General features: G+C 67.1%; 12 protein-coding genes (1 of these 12 cut by a window edge). 4 read left to right on the forward strand and 8 right to left on the reverse strand.

Annotated features, from left to right (window positions below):
- The 6 genes from zwf to D3877_RS27470 all read right to left on the reverse strand — a co-directional run.
- Nucleotides 1-77 carry the beginning of a glucose-6-phosphate dehydrogenase gene (gene zwf, locus D3877_RS27445; RefSeq protein ID WP_119833953.1) on the reverse strand. The gene continues 1,435 nt to the left of window position 1, outside the view, so only the first 77 of its 1,512 coding nucleotides appear in the window; its start codon is at nt 75-77; the stop codon falls past the left edge of the window.
- Nucleotides 78-85: 8 nt separating this feature from the next.
- Nucleotides 86-1,087, reverse strand: a complete 1,002-nt coding sequence (locus tag D3877_RS27450) for a PfkB family carbohydrate kinase (protein WP_119833954.1) — start codon at nt 1,085-1,087, stop codon at nt 86-88.
- Between the two features lie 118 nt (nt 1,088-1,205).
- Complete coding sequence (locus D3877_RS27455; RefSeq protein WP_199721014.1) at nt 1,206-2,141, reverse strand: ABC transporter substrate-binding protein; 936 nt, start codon at nt 2,139-2,141, stop codon at nt 1,206-1,208.
- 141 nt (nt 2,142-2,282) lie between these two features.
- Nucleotides 2,283-3,317 carry an ABC transporter permease subunit gene (locus tag D3877_RS27460; RefSeq protein WP_119833955.1) on the reverse strand — a complete coding sequence of 345 codons (1,035 nt, stop codon included), beginning with the start codon at nt 3,315-3,317 and terminating at the stop codon, nt 2,283-2,285.
- A 126-nt stretch (nt 3,318-3,443) separates the two neighbouring features.
- Nucleotides 3,444-4,997 carry a sugar ABC transporter ATP-binding protein gene (locus tag D3877_RS27465; RefSeq protein ID WP_238475124.1) on the reverse strand — a complete coding sequence of 518 codons (1,554 nt, stop codon included), beginning with the start codon at nt 4,995-4,997 and terminating at the stop codon, nt 3,444-3,446.
- Between the two features lie 44 nt (nt 4,998-5,041).
- Nucleotides 5,042-6,298, reverse strand: a complete 1,257-nt coding sequence (locus D3877_RS27470) for an ROK family transcriptional regulator (protein WP_199721015.1) — start codon at nt 6,296-6,298, stop codon at nt 5,042-5,044.
- Nucleotides 6,299-6,559: 261 nt separating this feature from the next.
- Between D3877_RS27470 and D3877_RS27475 the strand changes: the two genes are divergently transcribed.
- Entirely contained in the window at nt 6,560-6,991 is a 432-nt protein-coding gene (locus D3877_RS27475) for an RbsD/FucU family protein (protein ID WP_119833956.1), read from the forward strand.
- 167 nt (nt 6,992-7,158) lie between these two features.
- The gene (locus tag D3877_RS27480; protein WP_119833957.1) at nt 7,159-9,201 is read left to right on the forward strand and encodes a hypothetical protein; all 2,043 of its coding nucleotides are present in this window, start codon (nt 7,159-7,161) and stop codon (nt 9,199-9,201) included.
- A gap of 60 nt (nt 9,202-9,261) precedes the next feature.
- Here the strand turns inward: D3877_RS27480 and edd are convergent, their stop codons facing one another.
- Complete coding sequence (gene edd, locus D3877_RS27485) at nt 9,262-11,112, reverse strand: phosphogluconate dehydratase (RefSeq protein WP_119833958.1); 1,851 nt, start codon at nt 11,110-11,112, stop codon at nt 9,262-9,264.
- Nucleotides 11,113-11,258: 146 nt separating this feature from the next.
- Here edd and D3877_RS27490 point away from each other — a divergent pair, with 146 nt between their 5' ends.
- Together D3877_RS27490 and D3877_RS27495 are read left to right on the forward strand one after the other, a co-directional pair.
- Nucleotides 11,259-12,224 (forward strand): SIS domain-containing protein, encoded by a 966-nt coding sequence (locus D3877_RS27490; RefSeq protein ID WP_238475125.1) that lies wholly within the window; start codon nt 11,259-11,261, stop codon nt 12,222-12,224.
- Nucleotides 12,225-12,305: 81 nt separating this feature from the next.
- The gene (locus D3877_RS27495) at nt 12,306-12,959 is read left to right on the forward strand and encodes a response regulator (protein ID WP_119833960.1); all 654 of its coding nucleotides are present in this window, start codon (nt 12,306-12,308) and stop codon (nt 12,957-12,959) included.
- Here the strand turns inward: D3877_RS27495 and D3877_RS27500 are convergent.
- Nucleotides 12,956-13,816: a DMT family transporter gene (locus D3877_RS27500; RefSeq protein WP_119833961.1), complete on the reverse strand. Its 861-nt coding sequence runs from the start codon at nt 13,814-13,816 to the stop codon at nt 12,956-12,958. The genes D3877_RS27495 and D3877_RS27500 overlap by 4 nt on opposite strands.
- Nucleotides 13,817-13,872: the final 56 nt, after the last annotated feature.

Here is a 13,872-nt window from a genome sequence, read left to right on the forward strand (position 1 = left end):
AGATCGCCGGTGCCGCCAAACACCGTGTAGTCGAAGGCGGGCAACGGCGGCGCGGCGACAATGCGGGGATGCGACATCGGTCTTCTCAGCTTTCGGTGTTTTCGGTTGCGGCGGGTTGGGCGGCCAGCAGGCTCAGCACGGCGTCGCGGGTCGGCATGGCCGGAATGGCCCCACGCTGGGTGGTGGCCAACGCCCCCGCCCCATTGGCGAAGCGGCAGAGATCGGCCAACGGCGCGTCCGGCCTAGTCAGCAAGCCCGACAGGAACCCGGCGACGAAGGCGTCCCCCGCCCCGGTGGTGTCCACCGGGCGCACGGAAAAGCCTGAAACGCGCACATGATCGGTTCTGGTCAAGCAGGTGCAGCCTTTCGCCCCGTGCGTCACCACCAACGCCTGTGCGGCATCGTGCCACAGCGTCCGCCCAGCAACAACGGCGTCGGTGGATCCGGTCAGAAATTCAAGCTCTTCGTCGCTCAGTTTGATGACAGTCGCGCGCGCGATTCCCTCGCGGATCGCGGCGCGGGCGGCGTCGGCGCTGGGCCACAGGTCAAGCCGCAGGTTGGCGTCGAACGACACCATGCGGCCTTGCGCCCGCGCGGCGTCCACCGCCGCCCAGGTCGCCGCGCGCGGCCCGTCGCCAATCAGCGCCAGAGAGCCGAAATGCAGCAAATCCGCCGCGCCGATGGCGGCCAGATCGAGATCCGCCGGAACCAGATTGCCCCACGGCTCGCCGTAAAACAGAAACTCGCGGTCGCCATCCTCGGCCAGGGAGACGAAGGCCAGCGGCGTGCGGTTCGCCGGATCCTGGCGGACCAGCGCGGCGTCAACCCCGGCGTCGATCAGCGATTGAATGAGGAAGCGGCCAAAACCGTCCGCGCCGACCTTGGCGATCATGGCGCTGGGAACCCCCAGCCGCGCCAGACCAACGGCCACATTGGCCGGAGCGCCGCCCGGCGCCTTCTGGAAGGCCGGGGCCGTGGCCAGATCGGTGCCGGTCACGGTGGGCACGAAATCGATCAACACCTCGCCCATGCAGATCGCGCGGATCTGGCGAGCCGTCACCGTCTCCGGCAGCGTGGCGATGGACATGGCGATGCGGTCCTTGCAAAGAGGGTGTCGGAGAAAAAATTGCCTCCGCTCCGCCGTTGCCGACGGCGCGGAGGCAGTTCAGGAGAGAGAACGAACAGACGGCGCTACGCAGACAAACTTACTTCGACGTCCAGCCCTTGTACTGGCCGACGTTGTCGCGGGTGATGAGATCGGACGGGATCAGGGTGACGGGCTGGGCCGGGGCCTTGCCCTGCATCAACTGATAGCCGACATCGACGGCCTTCTGAGCCATGGCGAAGGGATCCTGAGCCGAGGAGGCCTCGACCAGATTGCCCGGCTGCTTCAACGCCCCTTCGATGTCGGGCGCGCCGTCCACCGAGGTGATGATGATGCCCGTCCGCTTGAGCTGCTTGGCGGCGAGGTCGGCGCCGATGGCCTGCGGGTCGTTGATGGTGAACACGGCGTCGACCTTGTCGAAGGCGGTCAGGTAGCCGATCATGACCTCAAGACCGCCTTCGCGCGACCCCTTGGCGTTCTGGTTGTCCGACAGGATCTTGATCCCGGCGCTCTTGCCCAGAACCGCCTTGCAGCCGTTGACGCGGTCAACCACCGCCGACACCGGCGGGCCGTTCATGATGATGACGTTGCCCTTGCCGCCCAGCTTGTCGGAAATGTACTTGCACGCCTTCTCGCCCGCTTCCACGTTGTTGGTGGTGACGGTGGCGGCGGCGCCCTTGGCGGCCACGTCCACGGCCACGGCGATGATGCCGGCGGCCTTCAGGCGGGCCATCGCCGGGGCGATCGCCTCGGGATCGGCGGCGTTGACCAGAACCATGTCGACGCCCGAGGCGATGAAATTGTCGATCTGGGTCGATTGCTTGTTCAGGTCGTAATCGGCGGACACCGCCGTGACCTTCACGTTCGCGCCGCCCAATTCCTTGGCCTTGGCCTCGGCGCCCTTGACGATCTGCACGAAGAACGGGTTGCCGAGGTTGCCGACGGTGACGCCGATGGACTTCAGATCCTTGGCCATGGTCGGGGCGGCGGTGGCGAGCAGGGCGGCGGTGGCCAGCAGCAGGGATTTCTTCAACACGAGAGATTCCTCCAGTTATTGAGCGCTTGGACGCGCGTTTTGACAGTGGTGTGCGGAAGCGTTCGGGCGTCTGACCCACCCCGCAGACCGGACGCCTTAGGCGGTCATGCGGGTGTTCGGTGACGGGGGAGCGCCGTTCTTTTAAGTCCGGGCGCTGCCCTTGTTGCGGTAGCGGTCCAGCGCCACGGCGCCGACGATGACCAGCCCCTTGATGATGAGCTGCCAGATTTCGGTGACGTTCATCAGGATCAGGCCGTTCGACAGGACCGCGATGATGAGCGCGCCGATCAGCGTGCCGAAGATGGTGCCGATGCCGCCGACGAAGCTGGTGCCGCCCAGGATGACCGCCGCGATGGCGTCCAACTCATAGCCGGTGCCAAGCTGGGCGCCGTTGGCCGAATAGGTGCGGGCCGCCGACATCACCCCGCCCAGCGCCGCCAGGACGCCCGAGGCGCAATAGGCGAACATCAGCACCGCCCAGACCTTGATGCCCGACAGACGGGCCGCGTCCGGATTGCCGCCGACGCCGTAGATGCGCACGCCCAGAACCGTCCGGCGCAGGATGAACCAGCTCAGCGCGATCACCGCCAAGGCGATCACCACCAACCAGGGAACCCCGAACAGATACTCGTTGCCGATCCAGGCGAAGGGCAGGTCGGCGTTGAACACCGTGGTGTCGCCGCCCAGCAACCGGGCCAGACCGCGCACCGCCGTCATCGCCCCCAGCGTGACGATGAAGGGCGGCAGTCGGAAGAAGGCGATCAGGCTGCCGTTCAGCGCGCCCAGAATCAGGCCGCTCAGCAGGGCCAGCGGGATCGCCGCCCAAGCGAGGCCCGTGGTGGACAAGGCCACCGCCGTGACCGCCGACACCGCCAAAACCGCGCCCACCGCCAGATCAATGCCGCCGGTCAGGATGACGAAGGTCATGCCCGCGCCCAGCACGATGTTGATGGAGGCCTGTTGCGCCACAATGGCGATGTTGCGGGCGGTCAGAAACTTTCCGGTCGCCAGATCAAAGGCGACGCAGATCAAAATCAGGACCGGCAGCATGCCGACCACTTGCACGATGGCGCGGATTTTCTGGCGCCGGGCGGCGGCGGCGGCCTGGGCCGCGTCGTCGTTGGCGGCGTCCGCCGTCTTCAATTCGGTAGTTTTGATGGCCGACTTGGCGATCATGGTGGTGCCCTCCTTCCAGCGCCGGCTTGTTGATGACCGCCGGCCTTCCGTCAGCCCTGTGGGCTGCGGTGTTCGTCGCAATGCGATGGTGTCTCGACGCCCGCCGGGCTTTCCCGGCGGCGTGGGTCAGAGCGTGACGCCGGTGGCCAGCGCCATGAGGTTTTCCTGGTTGATGGCCGTGCCGCTGTCGCCGCCGACCTCGCCCATGATGTGGCCCTCGCGCATCACCAGGATGCGGTCGCAGATGCCGATCAGTTCGGGCAATTCGCTGGAGATCACCAGAACGCCGACGCCGTTGCGGGCGAGCTGATCGATGGTCCGGTAAATCTCGGCCTTGGCCCCGATGTCGATGCCGCGCGTCGGCTCGTCCAGGATCAACACGCGGGGGCCGACCTCCAGCCAACGCGACAGCAGCACCTTTTGCTGGTTGCCGCCCGACAGCGAGCCGACGTTGGTCGTCGGGCGGTCCACCCGGATGCCCAGCCCCTTGATGGCGTCCAGGGCGCGCTGCTTGCCCCGGCTGCGGTCGAGAACGCCCGCGCCACGGGCGTCGCCGCCACACACGTAGAAATTGATGTTGTCCTGCACCGACATGTCGAGGAACAGGCCCTGCGCCTTGCGATCCTCGGTGAGATAGGCGAGACCGGCGGCGAGGGCGCCCGCCGGGGTGGGCCGCGTCAAGGCCACCCCGTCGATGCGCACCGCGCCGCCGATCAACGGGTCGGCGCCGTAAATCAGACGCGCCAACTCCGTGCGACCGGAGCCGACCAGACCGGCCAATCCCAAAACCTCGCCCGACCGCAGCGTCAGGCTGGCGGGATGGACGCGGCGGCCGCCGTCGGTCACACCCTCGACCTCCAGCACCGGACGGCCCGGCGCCCGGCTGGTCTGGTGGTCATGCTTGTAAAAACCGGCCAGATCGCGGCCAACCATCATGCGGACCAGCCGTTCGGCGCTGATCTCGTGCTTTTCCAGCGTGCCGACGTAAGACCCGTCGCGCAGCACCGCCACCCGGTCGGACAGGGCGTAAATCTCGTCCATCCGATGGCTGATGTAGATGATCGCCAGCCCTTCGCCGCGCAATTGGCGCATCAGGGCGAACAGACGGTCGGTTTCCCGCGCCGACAGGGTCGTCGTCGGCTCGTCCATCACCAGAAGCTTGGATTTGGTGTGCAGGGCGCGGGCGATCTCCACCATCTGCCGTTCGGCGATGGAGAGGTCGCGCACCAGCGTCGACGGGCCGAAGGTGGCCCCCAGCCGCTGCAAGACGCCCCGGCAATCCTCGCGCATTCCGGCCCGGTCGATCACCCCATGGCGGGAGCGTTCGCGGCCAAAGAAGATGTTTTCCGCCACCGTCAGGTTGGGCAGCAGCGACAGCTCTTGATAGATGATGGCGATGCCGTGGTCGCGGGCGACCTGCGGATCCGTGACCCGCACCGGCACGCCGTCAATCAGGATTTCACCGCCAGGATCGGCCTGATAGGCCCCCGACAGCACCTTCATCAGGGTGCTTTTCCCCGCCCCATTCTCCCCCATCAGCGCCAGGATTTCACCCGACCGCGCGTCAAGACGGACGTCGCGCAGCGCCTTGGCGCCGGGAAACGTCTTGGAGATTCCGCGCATTTCGAGGATCGGCGGGCGCACGTCCATCGTTGGCGCGCGCAAGGCGGTCGCACCCATGATTCTCTCCCGATGACTGTCGTGGTGACGGGTTCGACGCCGGTCTATTGGTTGACCAGAATCTCCCGGCTTGGGCTGTAGTTGAGATGAAGGGGCAGGATCGCCGCCCCCAACGCCGCCGCTTGCCGCCCGACCTGGCCGAGCCGCAGCGGCGGGGGTCGTCGGGCTTCCGGCACGGCGTCGTCCAGGCATTTGTTCAAACGCGCTTCCAGATCGCGCCGGACCTCCATCGGAAGATCGGCGTCGATGACGATGGCCTCGACGTCCAGCAGGCAGGCCGCCGACAGCAGAGGCATCACCAGAGCGTCGGCGGCGTCGTCCAGCCATTCCCCGACCAGAGCCGGGTGCAGCGGAATGGCGCGCTCCAGCTCGCTGCGCATCGTGATGTCCACGCCGTTGCCGCGCAGATGGCGGATCAGCGAGTTGATGGAGGCGCGGGTCAGCAGAATGTCGCAACTGTGCGTCGGGCGCGGCGCGGTGGACAGGCGCGACGGACCGACCGGCATCAAGCCGATGTCGCCCGCGTTGCCGGTCACGCCGCGATAGTAATCGCCGTTCATCACCAGACCGCCGCCAATGGCCGAGCCGATGAAGAGATAGACGAAGGTCTGAAGCTCCCGACCGCAGCCACGAAACATTTCGGCGACGGCGGCGGCGGTGCCGTCATTCTCGCGGAACACCGGCAGGCCGGTCGCCTCGCCCAATTGGGCGGCGATGTCCACGTCGTTCCACACCTTGTAATCCTCGACCCGGATGTCGAGTTCACGCCGCCAGCTTCCCATGTTGTACGGGGTGGCGACGCCGATTCCGGCCATCCGCCCCTGCCCGTCCATCGGCAGCGCGGCGCGCATCGCCTTGATGTCGTTCAGCGCCAGCGCCAGCGATTCTTCGGGCATCGGGAAATCGCGCTCGTGATGGCGGCGCTCCACGACATGGCCGCGAAAATCGACCAGCAGCGTGTCCACCGACCGGCGTCCGACCTTCACCCCGATGGAGTAGGCCCCCTCCGGGTTCAGCGACAGCAGGGTGGCGGGCTGCCCACGGGCGCCGGACCGTTTGCCTTCGCTGCGGATCAAGCCCCGCTCTTCCAATTCCTTGACGATCACGCCGGCGGTGTTGCTGGTCAGGTTGACCGACCGGGAGAGATCGGCCTTCGACGCCTGCCCCAGACGGCGCAAAGCGTTGAGGATCACACGCTCGTTGAACAGGCGCAGATTGACGGAGTTGCTGCCCTGGCCGTTGCCGGTCCCAGTGCTGAGCACGCTTCCCGCCGCGCTGTTCGTGTAAGAGACGTAGGACACCCCGGCACCCTCCCTGATCGTTCATCCGTGATGCGGCCACTGTAGCGGACCTTGCGGCCCCTGTGACCGGGTGAACGTCTTGACGACAATCTCCCACACGAACCATCGCCGGTCAATAAGTAATTCACGGTGATTTAATTTTCTGGAACTGAGCGGAGGCGCGCGCTAACGTCGCACTCATTGCTGAACACCCCGGTCAATCGACTCAAAGGTTGCTGACGCAGGGGGTGGCGAACAACTTGTGCCTAGGGAGATGACACCATGTTGAAAGGGATCAACCCCTTGCTTGGCCCGGATCTGCTGAAAATTCTGCGCGCCATGGGCCATGGCGACGAAATCGCCGTGGTGGACGCCAATTACCCGGCGGACACCGACGCCAAGCGGTTGGTGCGGCTGGAGGGAATCGACGCCCCGGCCATCGTGGACGCCATCCTGTCCGTCATGCCGCTGGATGATTTCGTCGAGCACAGCGCCTTCCGCCCCGGCATCAAGGACCAGCCGGACCGGGTTGAGCCGGTGATGACCGAACTGGCCGCCATGGTCGCCCGGCACGAGCCGTCCGTCGCGCTGATTCCCTTGCAGGGCGACGCCTTTTACGCCCGCGTCAAAACGGCCTACGCCCTGGTCGCCTCGGGCGAGCGTCGGCTTTACGGCAACATCGTGCTGCGCAAGGGGGTGGTTCGCCCGGATTGAGGCGCGCCCAACGTCGCCAACCGCCCATCACGCGAGGGAAATCAGGCGCAGAAGTTTTTTGCGCCTATTTCTTGCGGACCTCGATTTCATTGGTAGCATATCGCCATCATCATTCAATTTGATGATCGGCCGTCCCACGCAGCCGCAATGTCTGGAACAGGGGATCCATGATGGTGGTTGACGGCGGACGCGACGCGTTTCTCGATTCGAAAACCTACCAGGACGAACAGGACTCCATCCGACGGCATCGCGTCGAGTCCGACGCGGGGGCTGAAACGGAACGCCCCCTGGTCGGGTTGGCCCTGTCGGGCGGCGGCATCCGCTCCGCCTCCTTCTGTCTCGGGGTCATCAAGGCGTTGCAGCGCAACGGGCGGATTGGCGCGTTTGATTATCTCTCCACCGTGTCGGGCGGCGGCTACGCCGGGTCGGCGCTGACCTGGCTCATCAATCTGGGCAAGCTGGACCAGTTCGATGATTACCTCGCCCGTCTGCGCTCCCACGGCCACTACCTCGACCCCGGGCGGCGTCTGACCGCCACGGCGATGACGGCGGTGGTTCTGCGCACCGTGCTCGTCAATCTGCTGGTCTATGGCGGCCTCATCACCGTCGGGCTGTATGTCCTGGAACAGCTTGCCAATTGTCTGCCCGGCGGCGTCGGGTTGACCGGCGCGCTGTGGGGGGCGGTCGCCATAGCCGTTTTCTTCGCGCTCGCCGCCCTGATCTACGCCTTGGCCACCGGCGTCACCGCCGACGTCGTCGCCAAACGCCGCTACCTCTGGCGGCTGAGTTGGCAGCGCTGGGGCGGGTTGGCGCTGGGCGGCGCGGTCGGCTTGATCGTCATCGGCCTGCTGCCCTATTTGCGCGCCGCCGTGGACGTCCTGCTGGCCGACTACATCCGTCAGGATTTCGCCGGGGCCGGGTTGGGCGGCGTTTCGGTCGCCGTCAGTTGGCTGGTGTCGGTCGCCGCCAAACTCAGCGGTTCGACGAAAAGCGACACCCGCCCCTCGACCAACACGCCGACGTCGCCCCTGGTCGGCGCGCTGGCCCCCGTCGCCGCCGCGCTGGCCGTGGTCGGGGTTCTGCTCGTCGCCTATGATTTCTCGTTCAAGCTGCCGCTGTGGGGGGCCTTGCTGCTGCTCGCCGTCGCGCTGCTGACCGGCTGGGTCGCCGATCTCAACATGATGTCGCTGCACCGCATGTACCGCGACCGGCTGATGGAAGCCTTCCTGCCCAACGCCGACGCCGTCGCGACCCAGGAATGGACCGCCGCGACCGAGGCGAACGGCGCGCCGTTGACCGGCTTTGACCAACGCCCCTTCCACCTGCTCAACACCAACGTCATCCTGATCGACTCACCCAACACGCAGGTGCGCGGGCGCGGCGGCGACAATTACGTGCTGACGCCGATCCATTCCGGTTCGTCCTCCACCGGCTGGTTTCCCACCAGCGACATCATGGGCCGGGGCAGCCGCGACGGGCTGACGCTGGCCACCGCCGTGGCGATTTCCGGGGCGGCGGTCAACGCCCATGTCGGGCCGGGGGCGCAGCCCAGCATCCTGCGCAACGGCGCGGTGTCGTTCCTGCTGTCGCTGTTCGGCCTGCAACTGGGTTACTGGGTCAGCAACCCGGAAAAGCCCATGTCGAACGGCAATTATCTGGTTCCCGGCTTCCGGTCGCTGACCGGCGGCGGCTTCCACCGTTCGGCCTGGTTTCACATGCTGAGCGACGGCGGGCATTTCGACAACACCGGCCTGTATGAGTTGATTCGCCGACGGGTCCGCACCATCGTCGCCGTCGATGGCGCCGCCGACCCAACCTACCGATTCGCCGATTTGACGGCCCTGATCGAAAAGGCGCGGGCGGATTTCGCCACCGACATCAGCTTTCCGGGCGGGCCGGGCGGCAATCTGGCCGATCTGCGGCCTGAACGGCCATCGGTCAATTTCCCCGGCGTGAGCGTCGCGGAACGCGGCTGGATCGAGGGGCTGATCGCCTATCCCGACGGGTCCAAAGGGCGGCTTGTCTACATCAAGCTGACCATGGTGGACGCCCTGCCCGCCGATGTTTACGGCTACGCGGCGGGGAACCCGCCCTTCCCGAACCAAAGCACCGCCGACCAGTTCTTTGACGAGTTCCAGTTGGAAAGCTACGTCACGCTGGGCGACGCGATCGCCCAAACCATCAACTGGCCGGATTTCCCCACGTCTTGAACCAAAGACCGTGAGCCAACGAAAAAGGGCGGCTCCAACCGGAACCGCCCTTTTGCCTTTTCAACGGCCCAGCAAGCCGAACACCGACGCCCCGGACTCCGCGCCGCTCACCGCGTTGCGGAACAGGCCGAACAGCTCGCGGCCACAGCCATGCCCGGCGTCCTCGCTGGCGGGCGGCGGCGCGCCCCGGCTGTCCCACTCCGCCGCGTCGACCAGCGCGTCGAGCGTCCCGGCCTCGGCGTCCAAGCGCAGAACATCGCCGTCGCGCACCCGGCCCAGCGGGCCGCCGCCCTTGACTTCCGGCGTCACATGGATGGCCGCCGGAACCTTGCCCGACGCGCCCGACATGCGCCCGTCCGTCACCAACGCGACCTTGAACCCCTTGTCCTGAAGCACGCCCAAGGGCGGGGTCAGCTTGTGGAGTTCCGGCATCCCGTTGGCCCCCGGCCCCTGATAACGGACCACCACGATCACGTCGCGGTCCAACTCCCCGGCGCGGAAGGCCGCCTGCACGCCCTCCTGGCTGTCGAAGACTCGGGCCGGAGCCTCGACCACGCGGTGTTCGGCCTTGACCGCCGACACCTTGATGACGCCGCGCCCAAGATTGCCGGTCAGCACCCGCAAACCGCCCTCCGCCGCAAAGGGGGCGGCGACGGTGGCGACCACGCTCGGGTCGCCGCTCTGCTCGGTGGGCTGGGCGCGCCAGGACAGCGCGCCGCCGTCGCTCACCTCCGGCATGGCGCGATAGGCCTCCAGGCCGCCATCGCCCCACACCGTCGCCACGTCGGCGTGCAGCAGCCCGGCGTCGAGCAGTTGCCCGATGACAAAGGGCATGCCGCCCGCCGCGTGGAAGCGGTTCACGTCCGCCGAGCCGTTCGGATAGACCCGCGCCAGCAGTGGGACCGCCGCCGACAGGTCGGAGAAATCCTCCCAATTCAACTGAATCCCCGCCGCCGCCGCGATGGCGGGGATGTGCAGGGTGTGGTTGGTCGAGCCGCCGGTGGCCAGCAGACCGACGATGCCGTTGACCATCGCGCGCTCGTCAACGATCCGCCCAATCGGCGCGCCGCCGCCGGGCTGGGTCATCGCCACGATCCGGCGAGCGGCCTCCTCGGTCAACGCCTCGCGCAGCGGGGTGTTGGGGTTGACGAAGCTGGCGCCGGGCAGATGCAGGCCCATGATCTCCATCAGCATCTGGTTGGTGTTGGCGGTGCCGTAAAAGGTGCAGGTGCCGGGCGCGTGATAGGATTGCGATTCCGCTTCCAACAGCTCCTCGCGCCCGACCTTGCCCTGGGCGTAGAGCTGGCGAGCCTTGGCCTTGTCGGCGTTGGACAGGCCGGACGGCATCGGCCCGGCGGGCACGAAGATCGTCGGCAGATGGCCGAAGGACAGCGCGCCGATCATCAGGCCGGGCACGATCTTGTCGCAAATCCCCAAACACAGCGCGCCGTCGAAAGTGGCGTGCGACAGGGCGACGCCGGTGGCCAGCGCGATCACGTCGCGGCTGAACAGCGACAGCTCCATCCCCTCATAGCCCTGCGTCACACCGTCGCACATGGCCGGAACGCCGCCCGCCACCTGAGCGACGCCGCCCGCTTGGCGCACCACCTCCTTGATGACCGCCGGATAGCGTTCATAGGGTTGGTGGGCGGACAGCATGTCGTTGAAGGCGGTGACGATGCCGATGGACGGCTTGACGCCGCCGCGCAGCCCCTCCTTGTCGGTGGCCGAGCAGGCGGCGAAGGCGTGGGCCAGATTGGCGCAGCCCAGCTTTTCGCGGCGCGGCGTGGCGCTCGCCGCCTCCAGACGGGCCAGATAGGCGCTGCGGCTGTCGCGGCTGCGCGCGGCGATCCGGTCGGTGACGCGGGCGACGATGGAATTCAGGGTGGCGGAATTCAGGGGCTTGCTCATGCTGACGACTCAACCGCTGGAGGCGCCGCTGGAGGGGCGCGATGGTTCACAGGGCCAACCATACGCCCAGTCCACGCCTCTGTTAAGAAAAAAAATTTCATGAACTGGCGTGTTTTGCCGGATTTTCCGATGAGTCCTCGCCTTTGATGAAAATCATCGCCATACTGCTGGTCCATCCACCCATAGCCCGCTCGCCTCGCACCGTCGGCCCCATGCCCCACCCGATCAACATTCTGGAAGACATCCGCCGTCTGCGGCCCACGCTGAAACGCTCCGAGGCGCAGGTGGCCGATCTGGTGCTGGACAACCCGCGCGCGGTGCTGGAGTTGAACGTCACCTCGCTGGCCCACCGCGCCGAGGTCAGCGAGGCGACCGTCGTCCGCTTTTGCCGCAGCGTCGGCTGCGGCGGCTTCCCCGATTTCAAGCTGCGGCTGGCCGAATGCCAGGCGCGCGGCGGCACCCCTTATGTCAGCCAGGACGTGGCGCCGGACGACAGCGTCAGCGCGCTGGCGCGAAAAATTTTTTCATCGAGCGCCGCCGCCCTGACCGCCGCCGCCAACGCGCTGGACGACGCGGCGCTGGGCGACGCCATCGCCCGGCTGGCCGACGCCCCGCGCATCCTGTGCGTCGGGATCGGCGCGTCGGGGGCGCTGGCGCAGGACGCCGCCCACAAGCTGTTGCGCTTTGGCGCGAACGCCCAACCCTGCTCCGATCCGGTGCTGGCCCGCATGCTGCTGCTGAATCTGGGAACGGACGGCCTGCTGCTGGCCCTGTCCAACAGCGGGCGCAGCGGCGCCGTCAATGATCTGGCCGCCGCCGCCCGCGCGCAGGGCCTCGCTGTGGTCGCCATCACCGCGCCCGACTCGCCGTTGTCCCGATTGGCGACGGTCACAATCGCCAGCCTGCCGGTGGAAGACACCGAAATGTACACGCCGATGGCCTCCCGGCTGGTGCATCTGACCCTGATCGACGTGCTGTCCACCGGGGTGGCCCTGCGGTTGGGCGACCCGGCCCGCCAGCATCTGGCCAAGGTCAAGGCCACCATCAACGCCAGCCGCAGCCCGCTGAGCGGCGCATGGCCCGACCGCCCAGCCGATTCACGCTCCGATTGACGCATGCGTCGCACTGGACGCGCCTGCCGGTCCGTGCGACAAATCCGCTGACACAACAGTCCGCACACCGCAGCGGTTGCCATGACCCGGATTTTGATCGCCGACGACCACCCGATGGTGCGTGACGCCCTGCGCAACGCCGTCCTCTATTCCTGCCAAGCCAGCAGCGTGCTGGAGGCGGACAGCCTGGACGCGGTGATCGCCGCGTTGCAGGGCGGCGGCGAGGATTTCGACCTTGTGCTGTTGGACGTCAATATGCCGGGCATGAACGGCTTGAACGGGCTGCGCATTCTGCGCCAGCGCTTCCCCGCCACCCCCGTCGTCATGGTGTCGGCGCATGAGGAACGGCGGATGGTGCGCGAGGCCATCGACAGCGGCGCGGCGGGCTTCATCCCCAAATCCACCCCGCGCGACGCCATCGCCGCCGCCCTGCGCCATGTGCTGAACGGCGAAATCTACCTGCCGCCGCAAAGCGAGGAGGGGCTGGCCGAGGAGGTCGCCGAAGACGCCGAAACCGCCGACATCGCCCGGCGCATCGCCACCCTGACAGCGCAACAATTGCGGGTCTTGGAATTGCTGGGCACCGGCAAGCTGAACAAGGAAATCGCCTTCGACCTCAGCATCACCGAAACCACGGTGAAGGCGCATGTCTCGGCGATCCTGCAAAAGCTGAAGGTCTACAGCCGCACCCAAGCGGTGGTCATCGCCAACCGCGTGCTGGCCGAGAAACGCTAAGCAAAGCGTTTGGCTCCAGCGACGCACAGCACGACCACCCCCGTCGCGGCGACCATCGTCCAGGCGACGGGTTCGCCCAGCAGAAACCCGGCCAGCGCCAGCCCAAAAAAGGGTTGCAGCAATTGCAACTGGCCGACCCCGGCGATGCCGCCCAGCGCCAGCCCGCGATACCAGAAGACAAAACCAATCAGCATGCTGAAGACGGAGACATAGGCCAACCCGGCCCAAGCCGCGCCGTCCACCCCGCTCCACACGTCGGGCAAGGTCGCCAGCGCGAGCGCCGCCATGACCGGAAACGCCAGCACCAGCGCCCAGGAAATGACCTGCCAGCCGCCCAGCCGCCGCGACAGGGTCGCGCCTTCGGCGTAGCCAAGCCCGCACAGCACAATCGCCAAAACCATCAACAGATCGCCCTCCAACGACCCGCCGCCCGCTTGAAGCAGGGCGAATCCGGCGACGCAGAGGCTTCCCAACCCTGAAAACAACCAAAACACCGGCTTTGGCCGCTCGCCTCCGCGCAAAACGGCAAAAATGGCGGTGGACAGCGGCAACAGCCCGATGAAAACCACCGAATGGGCCGACGTCACGCGTTGAAGCGCCAGCGCGGTCAGCAGCGGGAAACCGACGACGACGCCAAGCGCCACCACCGCCAGCGACGCCAGATCGCCGCGCCCCGGACGGCTTTGCCGCAGCGCCCGCAGCAGGGCGGCCCCCAACAGAGCGGCGATCACCGCCCGCGCCGAGGTCAGGAACAACGGCTCGAAACCGCCGACCGCAAGCCGGGTGGCAGGCAGCGATCCGCTGAAAATGACCACCCCGCACAAGCCGCTCCACCACCCATCCGTCCGCGCCCGCATCCCATCATCCTTGGTTGGATTCATCCGATGCGGGGAACGCTAGCGCGAACGGCGCT

The sequence above is a fragment of the Azospirillum cavernae genome (genome assembly GCF_003590795.1).
Lineage (GTDB): Bacteria > Pseudomonadota > Alphaproteobacteria > Azospirillales > Azospirillaceae > Azospirillum > Azospirillum cavernae.